This window comes from Comamonas sp. JNW (assembly GCF_003105075.1).
GTDB classification, from domain to species: Bacteria; Pseudomonadota; Gammaproteobacteria; order Burkholderiales; family Burkholderiaceae_C; genus Comamonas; species Comamonas squillarum.
In genome coordinates this window covers 24,385-41,981 of record NZ_QETI01000018.1, presented here as the reverse complement: position 1 = coordinate 41,981, position 17,597 = coordinate 24,385, and the positions used below count along the sequence as shown (strand labels likewise).

Below are 17,597 nucleotides of genomic sequence, written 5' to 3'. Positions count from 1 at the left end.
ATTTGGCAACAAGATGACGCTATGGATTAGGCCAATGGCTTGCCGGGGCTCTGCCGATGGATGCCATGGTGCGAGCTGCGCAAGCCAAGGTCACTGGGGCTGGAAGCCGCTGTCGCGGATGATGCGGGCCCAGACGGCCGAATAGGCGCGCTCGCGGGCCAGCAGCTGCTCGGGTGTCATATAGCCCACGCTCAGCCCCATGCCCACCAGCTGCTCATGCACATCGGGGGCGGCCACGGCCTTGGCAACCGCCTGCGATACGGCCTGCACCATCTCGGGGGGCGTGCCGGCGGCGGCGTATATGCCGTAGTAGGGCATGTCTTCCAGGCCCGGCAGGCCCAGTTCGCTCAAGGTCGGCACATCGGGCAAGGCCTGCTGGCGCTTGCCGCCCAGCACGGCCAGCACGCGGATCTTGCCGGCCTTGTGGCTTTCGATGAAATCCTGCACCGAGCCGATGCCCGCAGGGATCTGGTTGCCCATCATGTCGGCCAGCATCGGCGCGCTGCCCCGGTAGGGCACGGACACCAGGTCGGTCTTGAAGCGCTGGTTCAGCACCCGCACCAGAAACTCCGGCGTCGATGCCGGCGCCGGAATACCCACTGCACTCTTGCCGCCCTGCTTTTTGAGCCACTGCAGATAGGCCTCGAAGCTGCGCACGCCCAGGCCGTCGGAGACCGCAATCGCATTGACAAAGCTGGCAAAGCCCGCCACCGGCACAAAGTCCGCATGCGGGTCAAACCCCGGGTTCTTGATGACCTGGGGCAGGATGGAGATCGTGTGGTCGTGGGTGACGAAAAAGCTGGCGCCATCGGCTGGCGAGGCCTTGAGAATCTGGGCCGCAATCTGGCCGCCGGCGCCGGGCTTGTTCTCGACCACGACCGAGGTGCCCAGGCTGTCCTTCATCTTCTCGGCCAGCAGGCGTGCGATCACATCGGTGCCGCCGCCCGGTGGAAAGCCCACCAGCAGCCGCACCGGCTTGCCCTTGTTGTAGCCCGCTGCCCAGCTGGGGCCAGCCAGCCACCCGGCCGCAGCAGCGGCCAGCAGTTGCAGGGAGACAAGGCGGCGGCTCAAGGACATGCGTAGCTTTCAAGAAGAAGGACAAGCCAATCAAGCAAGGCTTATGCCAGGCGCGTGCGGTGCTTGGCCAGCTGGGCACGCACCTGCACGGGCGCGGTGCCCCCCAGCGTGTTGCGGGCGTTCAGCGAGCCTTCGAGGCTCAGCGCCTCGAACACATTGGCTTCGATGTTGGGGTTGAAGGCCTGCAGCTCGGCCAGTGGCAGCTCGGTCAGGTCCACGCCCTTTTGCGAGGCCAGCTTGACGGCATGGGCCACGGTCTCGTGGGCATCGCGGAAAGGCAGGCCCTTCTTGACCAGGTAATCGGCCAGATCAGTGGCGGTGGCATAGCCCTTGAGCGCAGCGGCGCGCATATTGTCGGCGTTCACGGTGATGCCGCCTTCCTTGGCGCCAGTCGCTGGGTTGACCTGGCCGCCGATCATCTCGGCGAAGATGCGCAAGGTGTCCTTCAGGGTGTCCACGGTGTCGAACAGCGGCTCCTTGTCTTCCTGGTTGTCCTTGTTGTAGGCCAGCGGCTGGCCCTTCATCAAGGTGATCAGGCCCATCAGGTGGCCGACCACGCGGCCGGTCTTGCCGCGTGCCAGCTCGGGCACATCAGGGTTCTTCTTTTGCGGCATGATCGACGAGCCGGTGGTGAAGCGGTCGGCAATGCGCACAAAGCCAAAGTTCTGGCTCATCCAGATGATCAGCTCTTCCGACAGGCGGCTGATGTGCACCATGCACAGCGAGGCAGCTGCGGTGAACTCAATCGCGAAATCGCGGTCGCTGACGCCGTCCAGCGAGTTCTGGGACACGCCTTCCATGCCCAGCGTCTGGGCCACGCGCTCGCGGTCCAGAGGGTAGGTGGTGCCGGCCAGCGCGGCGCTGCCCAGCGGCAGCACATTGACGCGCTTGCGCACATCCAGCATGCGCTCGGCATCGCGCTTGAACATTTCCACATAGGCCAGCAGATGGTGGGCAAAGCTCACCGGCTGGGCCACCTGCAGGTGGGTAAAGCCCGGCAGGATCACGTCGACATTCTTCTCGGCCACTTCGACCAGTGACAGCTGCAGCTCGCCCAGCAGGCCTTCGATCAGGTCGATCTCACCGCGCAGCCACAGGCGCACGTCGGTGGCGACTTGGTCATTGCGGCTGCGGCCCGTGTGCAGGCGCTTGCCCGCGTCGCCCACCAGCTGGGTCAGGCGCGCCTCGATGTTCAGGTGCACGTCTTCGAGGTCCAGCTTCCACTCAAAGCTGCCCGCTTCGATCTCCGAGGTGATCTGCGCCATGCCCTGCTCGATGGAGGCCAGGTCCTGCTCGCCGATGATCTTCTGGGCGCAGAGCATCTGCGCGTGGGCCAGGCTGCCCTGGATGTCTGCCTGCCACAGGCGCTTGTCGAAAAACACACTGGAGGTGTAGCGCTTGACCAGATCGCTCATGGGTTCGGAGAACAGCGCCGACCAGGCTTCGGACTTGGAATCGAGCTGGTTGTGCGAAGGAGACGAAGCTTGTGGTGTAGACATGAAGGTCGCAATATTCGGGTTAAGCTGCCAGTTGCGCTGCGGAAACACAGACCGCGGTGCTGTGCCTGAGGCCCGCCAAAGCCCTGGGCGAAAAACCAGGATTTTATCGACCCTGCAGGACCATGCCAGCAACATCAACTAATCCAGCACCGCGCGAAGCCATCGTCGGCACCGCCTATGTGTTTGATGCCTGCACCGCCAGCGTGATCGGCCGCACCGTGGCCCTGGTCGAGACCGTGGTGGCCATTGCCGCCGCCTTTGGTGCCAGCGGCCTGGCTGACTGGTTCTTTCAACTCGCCCTGCTTACCGCCGTGGTTCTGCCCGCCAGCCTGCTGTGGCTGGTGCTGGCCTGCCAGCAAAAAAAGCTGCTGCAGCGCTGCAGCACGCGCGTGCAGTACCTGGCGGGCGCCGCGCTGGGCGTGGTCTGCGGCCTCTTGGCAGCCATGCTCTACCAGTGGACCACCTTGTCGGCGCAAACGGCCTGGCTGGCCAGCGCAGCGGCCGGGGGCTTCTTGGCAGCGATGGTGGTGGTGGGCCTGCAGTGGCGCGCCCAGGCCCGCACGCCGGCGGCCACCACCGCGCGCCTGGCCGAGCTGCAGGCGCGCATCCGCCCGCACTTCCTCTTCAATGCGCTCAACAGCGCCATTGCGCTGGTGCAGGACCACCCGCAAAAAGCCGAGGCCATGCTCGAAGACCTGAGCGACCTGTTCCGCCATGCGCTGACCGAAAAGCGCGAGGCCTCGACCCTGGCCGAGGAGGTGATGCTGGCGCGCCGCTACCTGTCGATCGAGCAAATCCGCTTTGACGACCGCATGGCCGTGCGCTGGAACCTGGACTCGCGCGCCGATGACGCCACCGTGCCGCCGCTGTTTTTGCAGCCGCTGGTGGAGAACGCCGTCAAGCACGGCATCGAGCCCAGCCATGGCCATGGCCGCATCAGCATTGCCACGCGCCGGCGGGGCAATATGGTGCAGATCCAGATCATCAACACCACGCCACGCCCTTTTAGCGCCCCCCAGCCCGAGCGGCGCGCCGGCACCGGCACGGCCATCCTGAATGTGAAAAAGCGCCTGCGCCTGCTCTACGACCTCGAATACGACTTCAAGGCGACGAGCAAGGACGGCATCTACATGGTGCGCATCAGCATCCCCGCCTGAGCGGGGGCAAATACACGACGGCCGGTGTTGGCAGGCGGCACCGGGCTCCGCTAGCATAGCGGCCATGCGAGTATTGATTGTGGATGATGAAGCGCTGGCCCGAAGCCGGCTGCGGCGCCTGCTGGTCGAGATAACACCAGCGCCCAGCGCCGTGCACGAGGCCGCCAACGCCGCAGAGGCACTGCAGGCGCTGGCCAGCGCCTCGGCGCAGAGCCTGCCCTTTGATGTGCTGCTGCTGGACATCCATATGCCGGGCCACAGCGGCATGGACCTGGCGCGCCAGCTGCAGCAGCAGCCCACAGCCCCCGCCGTGGTCTTTGTCACCGCCCACCCGGAGCATGCGCTGAGCGCCTTCGAGGTCAATGCCGCCGACTACCTGACCAAGCCGGTGCGGCGCGAGCGCCTGGCCGCTGCGCTGCACAAGGTGGCCCTGGTCGCCCAGGCCCATGCGCTGCGCCAGGCGCCGGCCCAGACCGAGCCGGATGCCGAGACCGACACCTTGCTGATCACCGACCGGGGCCGCACCGAACGGGTGCGCCTGGCCGATGTGCTGTATTTCAAATCCGAGCTGAAATATGTGACCGTGCGCACCGCCACCCATGCCTACCTGTGGTCGGGCAGCCTCAATGATCTGGAGACGCGCTTTGCCAAGCGCTATTTGCGCGTGCACCGCAATGCGCTGGTCGCGCCTTCTGCAATACGCTGCCTGGAAAAAGCCTGGGGTGGGGACGACAGCGACGGCTGGCAGCTGCGCCTGTTTGGCATCGAGGATGTGCTGCTGGTCTCGCGGCGCCAGCTGCCGGTGGTGCGGGCCTTGCTGGCCAACAAGGGCAGCGGCCTGCGCGCAGGCGCCTGATACCCGCCCTCTTATGCCTCAGTGTTTGTGCCCGTCGTGGTCCCCATGCGCGTCATTCGCGCCATGGGCCTCATGCTGCGCGGCCGGGCCATGCCCATGGTGGTCATGGTCGCCATGCGCCCAGGTGCTGACCGCGCTCACCACCACCATGCCGATGGCCAGCCAGACCACCTGCTGCACCGTCTGCTTGGCCGTCAGCTGGCGCTGCAGCTGCGGGATCAGATCGGCGAGGGCCACATAGATAAAGCTGCTCGACGCAATGGCCAGAAAGTACGGTAGAAAGTCCGCCAGTGAGCTGACCAGGAAATAGCCGACGACGCCGCCCAGCGCCGTCACCGCGCCCGCGAGCGATAGCTTGAGCAGCGCCACCTTGCTCTGGCTGCGGCTGCCGTTGCCCGACAGCACGACCAGGTCACCCATGTGGTGGGGCACCTCATGGGCCAGCACCGAGATGGCCGCCACAATGCCCAGCCACATATCGGCCATGAAGGCCGAGGCAATCAGAATGCCATCGCCAAAGCAGTGCACGCTGTCGCCGGTCAGCAGCGACCAGCCGCCCGCGCTGTTGTTGTGCGTGTGGCCGTGGTGGTGGTGTGCATGGCCATGCTGGCCATCGGCGTGCTCGCCGTCCGCATGCTCGCCATGGGCATGGCCGCGCTCTTCGGGCAGCGCATGGCGGTGCTCATGGCCGTGGTGCCAGAGCTCCGCCTTGTCCAGCAAAAAGAAAAACACCAGCCCCAGCAGCAGCACCACAAACAGCGCCTTGGGGTTGATCTGGCTCTCGAAAGCCTCGGGCAGCAAATGCACAAAGGCGGTAGCGAGCAAGGCGCCTGCGGCCAGGCTCAGCAGGTGCTGGGCACCAAAGCGGCTGCCCTGGCTGCCAATGCCCGTGCGCATCAGCGCTGCGGCCACCCACACGCTGCCCAAACCGGCAGCAAGGGTCGCCAGCACGATTGCGATCAAAGTCATGAAACCATCCTTCAGCGGGGCCGGGCTTGGCAAAAACGCCGCCAACCCGGGCCGGCCCATCGCTCACCCGCGCAGCCCCCGGGCACCCGTGCCCCCTCCAACATGCCGCGCATGGTAGCACTTTGTTGCAACGCAGTTGCATTAACCGCCCCAAATCCTGTGCGAGTGACAGGGCTTGGGGCGGTGGGTCTGGCACCTGAGCGACTGCCCGCATCAGGCAGCGCTACAGGCATCAGGGTCAGTGCGCTTTTTCCCAGTTCGGGCCAAAGCCGATCTCGGCGATCAACGGCACCTTCAGGTCGGCCACGCTGGCCATGATGGCCGGGATCTCCGTGCGCAGCCATTCCTGCTCGGCAGCGGGCAGCTCGAACACCAGTTCATCGTGCACCTGCATGATGACCAGCACCTCGGGCTTGTCTGCATCGAGCTTGGCCTGCACAGCGACCATGGCCTTCTTGATCAAATCGGCCGCCGTGCCCTGCATGGGGGCATTGATCGCAGCGCGCTCGGCCGCTTTCTTGCGCGGGCCATTGCCGCCATTGATCTCGGGCAGCACCAGGCGCCGGCCGAACACGGTCTCGACATAGCCCTGCGCATGGGCCAGCTCGACGGTCTGGTCCATGTAGCGCTTGACGCCGGGGTAGCGCTGGAAATACTTGTCGATATAGGCGGCAGCGGCCTTGGTCTCAATGCCCAGGTTCTTGGCCAGGCCAAAACTGCTCATGCCGTAGATCAGGCCAAAGTTGATGACCTTGGCATAGCGGCGCTGCTCGCTGCTGACCTGGTCCAGCGCCACACCAAACACCTCGGCGGCGGTGGCGCGGTGCACATCCAGCCCATCGCGGAAGGCGTTGAGCAAGGCCTCGTCACCCGACAGATGCGCCATGATGCGCAGCTCGATCTGCGAGTAGTCGGCGCTGGCAATCAGCTTGCCCTCGGGCGCAACAAAGGCTTCGCGAATGCGCCGGCCTTCGGCCGTGCGCACGGGGATGTTCTGCAGGTTGGGGTCGTTGCTGGACAGGCGTCCGGTGACGGCCACCGCCTGCGCATAGTGCGTGTGCACGCGGCCATCGCTGGGCAGCGCCATCTGCGCGAGCTTGTCGGTATAGGTGCCCTTGAGCTTGGACAGCGAGCGGTGCTCCAGGATCTTGGCCGGCAGCGGGTAGTCCTCGGCCAGCTTTTCCAGCACTTCTTCGTCGGTGCTGCGCGCGCCGGTGGCGGTTTTCTTCACCACCGGCAGGCCCAGCTTGTCAAAAAAGATCTCGCCCAGCTGCTTGGGGCTGCTCAGGTTGAACTGCTGGCCGGCGATCTCATAGGCCTCGGCCTCCAGCGCCAGAATGCGCCGGCCCAGGTCATTGCTCTGACGCGCCAGCTCGGGCGCATCGATGCGCACGCCATTGCGCTCGATGCGGAACAGCGCCTCGCTGGTCTGCATCTCCAGCGCGTAGATGTGCGCGAGGCCGGCATTGGCCTCGATGCGCGGCCACAGCACGCGGTGTACATCCAGGGTCTGGTCCGAGTCTTCGCAGCTGTAGGCTGCGGCCTTGTCCACCGGCACCTGGGCAAATGGGATCTGGCCCTTGCCCTTGCCGCAGAGGTCTTCGTAGCTGATGCCGGTGCGGCCCGTGTGGCGCAGCGCCAGGCTGCCCAGGTTGTGGGGGCGGTCGGCTTCGAGCACATAGGACTGCAGCATGGTGTCATGCGCATAGCCCTGCACGCGGATGCCATGGTTGGCCAGCACATGCTGGTCGTATTTGACATGCTGGCCCAGCTTCTTTTTGCTGGCGTCTTCCAGCCAGGGCTTGAGCTTGGCCAGCACCAGGTCGATGGGCAACTGCTCGGGCACATCCAGGCCTTCATGGCGCAGCGGCACGTAGGCGGCCTCACCCACCTGCACGCTGAACGAGATGCCGACAATGCGGGCCTGCATTTCGTCGAGCGAATCGGTTTCGGTATCCAGCGCGGTCAGCTCGGCTGCCTGCAGCTTGCGCAGCCAGGCATCCAGATCGGCCTCGGTCAGGATGGTGTGGTAGACCACATCGCGCTGCTGGGCCTCGATGGCCACCTCGGTCACGGCGGCATCGGCGCTGTCAAACAGGCCCGCCTGGCCGGAAGCACTGTCGCCCGCCGCCTTGGCCGACGCCGGGGCAGCGGCAGAGCCCAGCGCACGCGCCAGGCCCTTGAAGCCATATTGCTCGTAGAACGGCACCAAGGCCACGGCATCGGGCTCGCCCAAGGTGATGCCATCGAACGCAGGCAGGCCCTGGATATAGTCGTCCAGCGCGCAATCGGTCTTCATCGTCACCAGTTGGCGGCTAAGCGCCAACTGGCCGCTGGCGATGGCATCGCGCAGGTTCTGACCGGCAACGCCCTTGATCGTGTCGGCCTTGGCGATCAACTGGTCGAGCGAGCCGTGCTCCTCCAGCCATTTGGCAGCGGTCTTGGGGCCCACCTTGCTGACGCCGGGCACGTTGTCGACCGTATCGCCTACCAGGGCCTGGTAGTCGACCATCTGCGTGGGCGGCACGCCAAACTCGGCGGTGACGCCTGCGACATCGCGGCGCTTGCCATTCATCGTGTCGATGATGGTCACATGCTCATTGACCAGCTGGCTCAAATCCTTGTCGCCGCTGGAGACGATCACCTGGATGCCTTGCTGCGAGGCCATCTGCGCCAAGGTGGCGATCACGTCATCGGCCTCGACACCGGGCACGGCCAGAATCTTCCAGCCCAGCAGCTGCACCACCTCGTGGATCGGGGCGATCTGCGAGCGCAGATCATCGGGCATCGGCGAGCGCGTAGCCTTGTACTCGGTGTAGAGCGTGTCGCGGAAGGTCGGGCCACTGGCATCGAAAACACAGACCGCGTAGTCGGCCTGTATGTCTTTACGCAACGCCTGCATCATGTTGACCATGCCGCGGATGGCGCCGGTGGCCGGGCTGGCTGGATCGCCGGGAACCGCCCGAAGATCGGGCATGGCATGGTAGGCACGGTACAGATAGCTGGAACCGTCCACCAGCACTAAAGTAGGAGGATTACGCATATTGACATTGTGCCCGGTACGCAAACACCGGGTGACAACTTACAATTGGGCCATGCGCGCAATTACCACTTCTTTCATCGCCCAGGCCCTGGCACTGGTGCTGGCAGCCCCTGCGCTGGCCCAGCAACCCGCAGTTCCTGCCCCGGCGCCTGCGGCGCAACCCGCTGCACAGCCTGCCGACGCGGCGCCCGCCAACGACAAGTACAACCAGAAGGCCGAGTACATCCGGGTGGAAGACGCGGGCAGCCGCATCGACGAGGTGCGCATTGGTGGCCAGACCCAGAGCATCCATGTGCAGCCCAAGGTGGGCAATATGCCCGCCTACGAGGTCAAGCCCACCGACGGTGCCCGCGCCCGCCCTGACGGTTTTGGCGACACCCCAAGCAAGAAGCGCGTCTGGAACATCGGCAATTTCTGAGCGCGATACCAGAGCGAATAGCCCAGCGCCGCGCAGGCTTGCGATAATCGCCCCTTTGCACCCGCCGCTTTGCGGGCCAGGCCAGCCACAGAGGCTGGCCTTGTTTTTGTAGTGACGATATACATCCATGGCTGTTTTCACCGAAGTATCCGACAAGGCTGCCAAGGCCTTGCTCAAGCGCGTCCCGCTGGGCGATTTCGTCTCGTTGCGCGGTATTGAAGGCGGTATTGAAAACACCAACTACTTTCTGACCACCAGCCAGGGCGAGTATGTCTTGACCCTGTTTGAGCGCCTGCGCGCCGACCAGCTGCCGTTTTATCTGTACCTGATGAAGCACCTGGCCAAGGCCGGCGTACCCGTGCCCGAGCCCCAGGCCGATGGCAAGACCGGCGACATCCTGCTGCAGGTTGAGGGCAAGCCCGCGGCCATCGTTGGCAAGCTGCCCGGCAAGAGCCAGCTGGCGCCGCAAGCGGCGCATTGCCAGTCGCTGGGCGAGATGCTGGCCAAAATGCACCAGGCCGCCCTCGACTACCCGCGCCAGCAGCCCAATCTGCGTGGCCTGCCCTGGTGGAACGAGACCGTGCCCGTCGTGCTGCCCTACCTGGACAGCGCGACCGCCGAGCTGCTGCGCAGCGAGCTGGCCTACCAGAACCATGTGGCGCAAAGCTCGGCCTATACCGCGCTGCCGCGCGGCCCGGTGCATGCCGACCTGTTCCGCGACAACGCCATGTTCGAGGGCGAGACCTTGACCGGCATCTTTGATTTCTATTTCGCCGGCGTCGACACCTGGCTGTTCGACATCGCCGTCGTCATCAACGACTGGTGCATCGACCTGGCCACCGGCGCCATCGACCTGACACGTGCTGATGCGCTGCTGGCCGCCTACCAGGCCGTGCGCCCGCTGCAGGCCTGCGAGCGCGAACTGCTCAACGCCATGCTGCGCGCAGGCGCGCTGCGTTTTTGGATCTCGCGCCTGTGGGACTTCTACCTGCCGCGCGAAGCCTCGCTGCTCAAGCCGCACGACCCGACCCATTTCGAGCGGGTGCTGCGCGAGCGCCTGGCCACGCCTTACCAGCTGAAATAAGCGACCTGCTCAAAGCCACGCAGGGCGCGCCCGCGCGCACCATGCCCATATAGGCGCCTGCCCCTTGGGCGCATGGGTTACAGTGCGCCATCCCCTTTGATTTTTTATCGCTGCAGCCCACGCTGCAGCGCGCTGGTGCATGAAACTTCGTATCGCCACTGCCCGCCAGGGTGTTGCCTGGGTGCAAGACGGCTTCAAAACCTTCAAGACACAGGCCCTGGCCCTGACCTCGCTGTTCTTTCTGTCGATGATGGTGATGTCCCTGATCGGCGCCATCCCGATTGCCGGCACCTTTATCGCGCTGGCGCTGCTGCCGGTTTCCACGCTGTGCATGATGATTGGCGCCGCGTTGAGCACGCAGGGCACGCGCCCGACCTTGCCGGTGGTGCTGGCTGCGCTGCGTGTCGACAAGGAGCGGCGCAACGCTTTTGTCGTGCTGGGCGTCTTTTATGCGCTGTCGTTCCTGCTGGTGTTGGGGTTTTCTGCGCTGTTTGATGGCGGCCAGTTCGCGCGCCTGAACCTGATGGGCGGCGAGATCACGCGTGAGATCGTCGAGCAGCCCGCTTTCCAGCAGGCCATGTTCGCCACGATGCTGCTGTACATCCCGCTGTCGCTGCTGTTCTGGCATGCGCCTGGCCTCATTTACTGGCACCGCGTGCCTGCCATCAAGGCCGTGTTCTTCAGCCTGATCGCCTGCAGCCGCAATATCGGCGCCTTCACGATGTTTGGCCTGGCCTGGATGGCTGTAGGCATCGGCTTTGGCATCGCGATGGCGCTGCTGTCAGCCTTGCTGGGCACTTTGCTGGGCGCCTGGGCCGCCGCCGCCATTGCCATTGCCGGCTCGCTGATGCTGGCCGCCATGTTTCTGACCTCGGTGGTGTTTAGCTTTCGCGACTGCTTTGAAGCGCCGGAGCAGACCGACAGCATCGCACTCTGAATCCCACCCGCATATCCCAGCCCGGCCTGTGCCCCACAGCCCGGGCTTTTTTCATCGCTGGGAGCCTTCGCCGTGGTGCAGGCGGTGCAGGTTCGTGCGGTCTTCCAGGCTGGACAGCGCCAGCGCAAACACAATGCCCAGCGCCGCGCCCAGTACCGTGTCGAGCACCCGCTCCAGCGGCATGGCCAAGGGGGCCTGGGGCGAAGAAGCCAGGTGCGTCATCAGCAAGGCCATCGGCGTGACGGTGATCTGGCCCAAGGCGTAGTTGTAGCCAATGCTCACCTCGGTGATGAACTGCAGCGCGACGATGGCAGCGGCAATCCACCAAAACGATGGATCCAACGCCAGAATCAGACCAGCGACCAGCGCGCCCAGCATCGTGCCCACCATGCGCTGCAGCGCCCGATTCATCGTGATGTGCAGATGGCTGCCCTGCATCACCGCGGTGGCACCAATCGCCGCCCAGGCCGGATGCTGCCAGCCAGCGGCCTGGGCCACCCAGGCGGCCAGACCGGCACCGAGCACAATGCGGCCGGCAGCGGCCAGCTCGGCGGGCCAGGGCTGCTGCGGCTGCGCAGGCAGCTGCACGCGCTGCACCGCGTTATGGCGCAGGCCATCGGTGGCCCAGCAGACCAGCGCGGCCAGCAGGCCACCGGCCAAGGTGCCCAAGGTCCGCTCCAGCAGCTGCTGCCCGCTGTGCACTGGCGCCAGTGACGCACCAGCTGCGAACACCACAATCACCGCGCCCGGCCCACCCAGGCGCCAGTGGCTGACGGCCAAGGTGGCCGCTCCCGCCACCAGCGCCAGCACCGAGACCATGCCCTGGGCGGGCATCCCGGCCCAGGAGGCAAGCGATGGCACAAACACCGCCGCGCACAGCATGACCGCGCAAATACCAACGATGCGCATGCGCCGACCGGGTGCGGCAAAACGACCAAACAAGGCGGCCAACGCACCTAGCCCCAAGGGCCCCACCAGCTGTGGCCAGGGCGACAGGCGCGCCACCACCAGGGCCAGCAGCACTGCAAGTGCTGCCTGCATGGCCGCGACCAGCGCAATGTGCAGGGAGGGAAGCGGTTGCAGGCGGACGCTGTCACGCAGCTGGCGCAGCGACAGCAGGTGGCGCAGCGCCTGGTGGCGGCCAATGGCGGGGGTGGACATATCGATCTTGCGGACTGGGGTCATAGACATCCTCGTCTACCCAGCGCCTGACCAACGCGCAAACCGGCCGGCGCAGCGGCCAGGCAGTCTGGCTGGGATAGGAAAGTGGAGACTCACCCGCTAAAAAAGCAGCATGGGCGCCATCCCTGTGCGCGTACAAGGATGGCTCGCGCAGGTCCTGGCAGGGATGCCGGACCGGGACGCGGCAAGGCTGCGCATGCCGATGAGTAAGCGATATAGTATCCTATGCAACTATTAATGGCAAGTCTGAGGTTGGTACCCACTATCCAAAAGCCACCTGCCAGGCTTGCAATGGAGGTTTACACCACCGTCAGCTTGGCCACCGACAGCGCCAGCCACTTGGTGCCATGGCGCGGAAAATTCACCTGGGCGCGCGCATCGTCACCCGTGCCTTCCACCGCCAGCACCTTGCCTTCGCCAAACTTGTTGTGGAACACATGGGCGCCCTTTTTGATGCCATGCGCGGGCTCGGCCTTTTGCGCTGGCACGGGGGTTTTGCCCCACATGCTGGGCGCGGCATCGCCGTAACCACCGCCCGATGAGCGGCCGCCGCCTCCCCCGCCGTAAGCCAGGCTGCCCATGCCACTGCCAAAGCCCGAATGCTTGGGCGTGAGCCATTTGAGCGCGCCTTCGGGCAGCTCATCGAGAAAGCGGCTCCTCACGTTGTAGCGCGTCGTGCCGTGGAGCATGCGCGTCTGCGAGGTGCTCAGGTACAGGCGCTTGCGCGCCCGGGTGATGGCCACATACATCAGGCGGCGCTCTTCTTCGAGCCCGCCGGTGTCGGTCATCGCATTCTCGTGCGGGAACAGGCCCTCTTCGAGCCCGCCGATAAAGACCACATCAAACTCCAGGCCCTTGCTGGCATGCACGGTCATCATCTGCACGGCATCCTGGCCCGCCTGGGCCTGGTTGTCACCGGCCTCCAGTGCGGCATGCGTGAGGAATGCCACGAGCGGCGACAAGGTCTCGCCGGTGTCGGGGTTCACCATCGCCGGATTGGCGGCATCGGGCAGCGGGGTATCGAGCAGCGGGGCATCCGGGTCCAGCCCTTGGCTCACGGGGCTTTGGCCACTGCCTGGCACGCCCATGGCCTGCTGCTCATCAAGCGGTATCGCTATGGCATCCTTGCCAAAGCCTTCCTGCGTGACAAAGCTCTCGGCGGCGGTCACCAACTCGCCCAGGTTGTCGATGCGGTCGGCGCCTTCCTTTTCGCTCTGGTAGTGCTCGATCAGGCCGCTCACCACCAGCATGCGCTCGATGGTCTCGCGCAAGGTCTTGCCCTGGGTTTCCTCGCGCAGCACATCGATCATCGCGACAAAGGACTGCAGCTTGGTGCCCGCCTTGCCGGCGACGGCGGTGACCGCGTCGTACAAGGAGCAACCAGCGGCCTGCGCGCCTTCCTGCAGTTGCTCGGTGGTGCGCGCACCAATGCCGCGTGGCGGAAAGTTCGCCACCCGCATGAAGCTGGTGTCGTCATGCGGGTTCTCGAGCAGGCGCAGATAGGCCAGCGCATGCTTGATTTCCGCACGCTCGAAAAAGCGCAGGCCGCCATACACGCGGTAGGGCACACCGGCATTGAATAGGCTGGTTTCCAGAATCCGGCTTTGGGCATTGCTTCGGTAGAGCACGGCAATCTCGCTGCGCGCAAAGCCATCGCTCTTGATCAGCGACTTGATCTCCTCGACCATCCACTGCGCCTCGGCCATGTCGGTGGCGCTCTCGGACACCCGCACCGGCTCGCCCGGGCCCTGGTCGGTGCGCAGGTTCTTACCCAGGCGGTTGCTGTTGTGGCTGATCAGCGCATTGGCGCTGTCGAGGATGTTGCTGTAGCTGCGGTAGTTCTGCTCGAGCTTGATCTGCTGGCGCACCTCGAACTCACGCACAAAATCCTGCATATTGCCCACGCGCGCTCCGCGGAAGGCATAGATGCTCTGGTCGTCGTCGCCCACGGCAATCACGCTGCTGTGGGACTGGAACTTGCCGCCCACCATGTCGCCGGCCAGCTGCTTGAGCCAGAGGTACTGCAGGCGGTTGGTGTCCTGGAACTCGTCGACCAGCATATGGCGAAAACGGTGCTGGTAGTGCTGGCGGATCGGCAGGTTGTCGCGCAGCAGCTCGTAGGAGCGCAGCATCAGCTCGCCAAAATCGACCACGCCTTCGCGCAGACATTGCTCTTCGTAGAGCTGGTAGAGCTCGACCTTCTTGCGCTCGGCCATGTCGCGGGCCTGCACATCCGACGGGCGCAGCCCCTCTTCCTTGCAGCCGCTGATGAAGTACTGCAGCTGCTTGGGTGGGAGCGCCTCCTCATCGACCTGGAACTGCTTGCACAGGCGCTTGATGGCCGAGAGCTGGTCTTGCGTGTCCAGGATCTGGAAGGTCTGGGGCAGGTTGGCCGATTTGTAATGCGCGCGCAGCATGCGGTTGCACAGCCCGTGGAAGGTGCCGATCCACATGCCGCGCACATTGATGGGCAGCATCGCCGACAGGCGGGTGAGCATCTCCTTGGCGGCCTTGTTCGTAAAGGTCACCGCCAGAATGCCGCCGGGCGTGGCACGGCCCGTCTGCAGCAGCCAGGCGATGCGCGTGGTCAGCACCCGGGTCTTGCCCGAGCCGGCGCCGGCCAGAATCAGCGCATGGCCGCCCTCCAAGGTGGCAGCGGCGAGCTGCTCGTCGTTGAGGCCATTGAGCAGTGGCAAATGGCCAGAACCACCGGCATCGGGCGGCAGCGCAAACAAATCATTCGAATCCATGCCAGCATTGTAGGGAGATCGGCAGGCCGGCGAGGCACCCGCCCGGCAAGCGCTTGGTGGTCTTGCTCACCGCCTGCGCATACTGCAGCGGCCGGCAAGGCTTTTGCAAAGCCGGTGCATGCTGCTAGAATCAGTCACCGGGCCCAAGTTTCTTGTGACCCGGTTTTTTTGTGCCCGCAACAGCGCAAAAAGGGGGCTTCCGACGCGAAGCGCCCTGCTCCGACCGGTCTCCAAGCCAAGCGCCCCATCGCTGCGAAATAGTTCGCTGCGACCTTTTATGGAGCTTGGAATCAAATGGAAATCTTCGACTACGACAACATTCTTTTGCTGCCCCGCAAGTGCCGCGTGGAGAGCCGCTCCGAATGTGACGCCAGCGTTGTCCTGGGCAACCGCACCTTCCGCCTGCCGGTGGTGCCTGCCAACATGAAGACCGTGCTGGACGAGAAGATCTGCAAGTTTTTGGCGCAACACGGCTACTTCTATGTGATGCACCGCTTTGACATCGACAATGTGGCCTTCACCAAGGCCATGCAGTCGCAAGGCCTGTTCGCCTCGATCTCGCTGGGCGTCAAGCAAGCGGACTACGACGTGGTCGACCGCTTTGTCGCCGACGACATCTGCCCCGAATACATCACCATCGACATCGCCCATGGCCATGCCGACAGCGTGAAGAACATGATCGGCTACCTGAAGGCAAAGCTGCCCGAGGCCTTTGTGATTGCCGGCAACGTGGCCACGCCCGAGGCCGTGATCGACCTGGAAAACTGGGGCGCCGATGCCACCAAGGTGGGCGTGGGCCCGGGCAAGGTCTGCATCACCAAGCTCAAGACCGGTTTTGGCACGGGCGGCTGGCAGCTGTCGGCGCTCAAATGGTGCGCACGCGTGGCGACGAAGCCCATCATTGCCGACGGCGGCATCCGCAGCCATGGCGACATCGCCAAGAGCATCCGCTTTGGCGCCACCATGGTGATGATCGGCTCGCTGTTCGCTGGCCATGAAGAATCACCCGGCAAGACCGTTGAGCTCGACGGCGAGCTGTTCAAGGAGTACTACGGCTCGGCCAGCGACTTCAACAAGGGCGAGTACAAGCACGTCGAAGGCAAGCGCATCCTCGAGCCCATCAAGGGCAAGCTGCAGGACACGCTGATCGAGATGGAGCAGGACGTGCAGTCCTCGATCAGCTACGCAGGCGGCAAGCACCTGATGGACATCCGCAAGGTGAACTATGTGATCTTGGGCGGCGACAACGCCGGCGAACATCTGCTGATGTAAGCGCCTTCCTCGCGCGAGCCAGGCCCGGACTGGCTCGAACGGGCACGGCCCGGCAGCTTGCGGGCCATTTTTGCCTCTGCGGCAACGGGCCTGCCTGAAAAAACCGGAGTTGATATCGGTATTTTTCCGAGCAGGCTTAAAAATTAGTGCATAATACAAGGCTTGCTGCAGCGCACTGCTGACAGCAAAAAATGTGGGCTCTTAGCTCAGTTGGTAGAGCAGCGGACTCTTAATCCGTTGGTCGAGTGTTCGAATCACTCAGGGCCCACCACATTTTTAGGCTTGCGATTGACCGCGCAGGCCAACGAAACAAAGCATTTCCAAGGTGCGACAGTTTCGGGCTCTTAGCTCAGTTGGTAGAGCAGCGGACTCTTAATCCGTTGGTCGAGTGTTCGAATCACTCAGGGCCCACCAAGTTCAACGGCCTAGGCTTATCGCCTAGGCCGTTTTTTATTTCCTCGCCCGCCCGTCCCTCAAGCAACGCACCAGCGCGTGCGGTGCGTGATCACCCTGCGCTTGTAGAATGCAGGAATCCGTCCTATCCCATCGCTATTTCTCCTCAGCCCCTACCATGCGTCCCCTGTTCCCCTCCTTGCTCGCCGCCTTTGCGTTTGCAACCGCCTCCAGCGCTTTTGCCCATGTCACGGTCAGCAATCCCTGGGCACGCGCCACGGTCGCGCAGCAACAGGCCTCGGGCGTGTTCATGGAGCTGCGCTCGGCGCATGACAATGCCCAGCTCGTGGGCGTGAAGACCGACGCGGCCAGCAGCGCCGAAGTGCACGAGATGCGCATGGAAGACAACGTGATGAAGATGCGGGCTGTGCCCAGCGTCAGCCTGCCCAGCGGCCAGACCGTAAGCCTCAAGCCGGGCGGCTACCACATCATGCTGATGGGCCTGAAAAAACCGCTGACCGCTGGCGAAAACGTCGACCTGACGCTCGAAGTGCTGCACGCCGACGGCGCCAAGGAGAGCATTGCCGTCAGCGCCCCGGTGCGAGCCCTGGCTCCGGCAGCCAGCGCGCACCCACCGGCATCAGGCGGCCACCAGCACCAGCACTGATGGATTACAGCAGCAGGCCTGATCAGGCCTGTTGTTTATTTGAGCACTAAATAAGCCTTTGTATACAACTCAAGGGTGTACCCGGGGCTTCGCCACATAGCTGCCAAGAAAGCTAGTTACACTTTTCAAGCATGCCCGCGAATAATCTGGCTCAGAGAGCGTACTATAGTTGTGCTCCATCAATTGTTCATTATTAATATATCCGAGATATTGACATATTATTACAAGCTTTGAAAATGGAACGGCGTCCATGCAAGGCATGTCTTGCACGAGCTGCTGTTTCCGCAACGCTT

General features: G+C 64.2%; 13 protein-coding genes and 2 tRNA genes. 9 read left to right on the top strand and 6 right to left on the bottom strand.

Going from position 1 to position 17,597, the window contains the following annotated elements:
- Window positions 1-90 precede the first annotated feature (90 nt).
- The gene (locus DCO45_RS20420) at window positions 91-1,077 is read right to left on the bottom strand and encodes a Bug family tripartite tricarboxylate transporter substrate binding protein (protein WP_116927528.1); all 987 of its coding nucleotides are present in this window, start codon (window positions 1,075-1,077) and stop codon (window positions 91-93) included.
- Between the two features lie 41 nt (window positions 1,078-1,118).
- Window positions 1,119-2,576: an argininosuccinate lyase gene (gene argH, locus DCO45_RS20415; RefSeq protein WP_116927565.1), complete on the bottom strand. Its 1,458-nt coding sequence runs from the start codon at window positions 2,574-2,576 to the stop codon at window positions 1,119-1,121.
- A 122-nt stretch (window positions 2,577-2,698) separates the two neighbouring features.
- Between argH and DCO45_RS20410 the strand changes: the two genes are divergently transcribed.
- Both DCO45_RS20410 and DCO45_RS20405 read left to right on the top strand, forming a co-directional pair.
- The gene (locus DCO45_RS20410; RefSeq protein ID WP_116927527.1) at window positions 2,699-3,733 is read left to right on the top strand and encodes a histidine kinase; all 1,035 of its coding nucleotides are present in this window, start codon (window positions 2,699-2,701) and stop codon (window positions 3,731-3,733) included.
- A gap of 64 nt (window positions 3,734-3,797) precedes the next feature.
- Entirely contained in the window at window positions 3,798-4,589 is a 792-nt protein-coding gene (locus DCO45_RS20405; RefSeq protein ID WP_116927526.1) for a LytTR family DNA-binding domain-containing protein, read from the top strand.
- Window positions 4,590-4,607: 18 nt separating this feature from the next.
- On the opposite strand, the gene DCO45_RS20400 is transcribed toward DCO45_RS20405, so the two are convergent.
- Complete coding sequence (locus tag DCO45_RS20400) at window positions 4,608-5,558, bottom strand: ZIP family metal transporter (RefSeq protein WP_116927525.1); 951 nt, start codon at window positions 5,556-5,558, stop codon at window positions 4,608-4,610.
- Between the two features lie 238 nt (window positions 5,559-5,796).
- On the bottom strand, window positions 5,797-8,601 hold the full coding sequence (gene polA, locus DCO45_RS20395) for a DNA polymerase I (protein WP_116927524.1): 2,805 nt from the start codon (window positions 8,599-8,601) through the stop codon (window positions 5,797-5,799).
- 52 nt (window positions 8,602-8,653) lie between these two features.
- On the opposite strand from polA, the gene DCO45_RS20390 reads away from it, so the two are divergent.
- The 3 genes from DCO45_RS20390 to DCO45_RS20380 all read left to right on the top strand — a co-directional run bounded on the left by DCO45_RS20390 (window position 8,654) and on the right by DCO45_RS20380 (window position 11,040).
- Window positions 8,654-9,019 carry a hypothetical protein gene (locus DCO45_RS20390; RefSeq protein ID WP_116927523.1) on the top strand — a complete coding sequence of 122 codons (366 nt, stop codon included), beginning with the start codon at window positions 8,654-8,656 and terminating at the stop codon, window positions 9,017-9,019.
- Between the two features lie 127 nt (window positions 9,020-9,146).
- Complete coding sequence (locus tag DCO45_RS20385) at window positions 9,147-10,103, top strand: homoserine kinase (protein ID WP_116927522.1); 957 nt, start codon at window positions 9,147-9,149, stop codon at window positions 10,101-10,103.
- A 139-nt stretch (window positions 10,104-10,242) separates the two neighbouring features.
- Window positions 10,243-11,040, top strand: a complete 798-nt coding sequence (locus tag DCO45_RS20380) for a BPSS1780 family membrane protein (protein ID WP_116927521.1) — start codon at window positions 10,243-10,245, stop codon at window positions 11,038-11,040.
- 51 nt (window positions 11,041-11,091) lie between these two features.
- Here DCO45_RS20380 and DCO45_RS20375 read toward each other — a convergent pair whose 3' ends face one another.
- On the bottom strand, window positions 11,092-12,225 hold the full coding sequence (locus DCO45_RS20375; protein ID WP_243419433.1) for an FUSC family protein: 1,134 nt from the start codon (window positions 12,223-12,225) through the stop codon (window positions 11,092-11,094).
- A gap of 296 nt (window positions 12,226-12,521) precedes the next feature.
- On the bottom strand, window positions 12,522-14,972 hold the full coding sequence (locus DCO45_RS20370) for a UvrD-helicase domain-containing protein (RefSeq protein WP_116927520.1): 2,451 nt from the start codon (window positions 14,970-14,972) through the stop codon (window positions 12,522-12,524).
- A gap of 294 nt (window positions 14,973-15,266) precedes the next feature.
- On the opposite strand from DCO45_RS20370, the gene DCO45_RS20365 reads away from it, so the two are divergent.
- From DCO45_RS20365 to DCO45_RS20350, 4 genes are all read left to right on the top strand, one after another.
- Window positions 15,267-16,244, top strand: coding sequence for a GMP reductase (locus DCO45_RS20365; protein ID WP_021027940.1), 978 nt, complete (start codon window positions 15,267-15,269; stop codon window positions 16,242-16,244).
- Window positions 16,245-16,439: 195 nt separating this feature from the next.
- Window positions 16,440-16,515, top strand: a tRNA-Lys gene (locus DCO45_RS20360).
- Window positions 16,516-16,582: 67 nt separating this feature from the next.
- Window positions 16,583-16,658: transfer RNA gene (locus DCO45_RS20355), tRNA-Lys, on the top strand.
- A gap of 157 nt (window positions 16,659-16,815) precedes the next feature.
- The gene (locus DCO45_RS20350; RefSeq protein WP_116927519.1) at window positions 16,816-17,304 is read left to right on the top strand and encodes a copper chaperone PCu(A)C; all 489 of its coding nucleotides are present in this window, start codon (window positions 16,816-16,818) and stop codon (window positions 17,302-17,304) included.
- The last annotated feature ends 293 nt before the right edge of the window (window positions 17,305-17,597 follow it).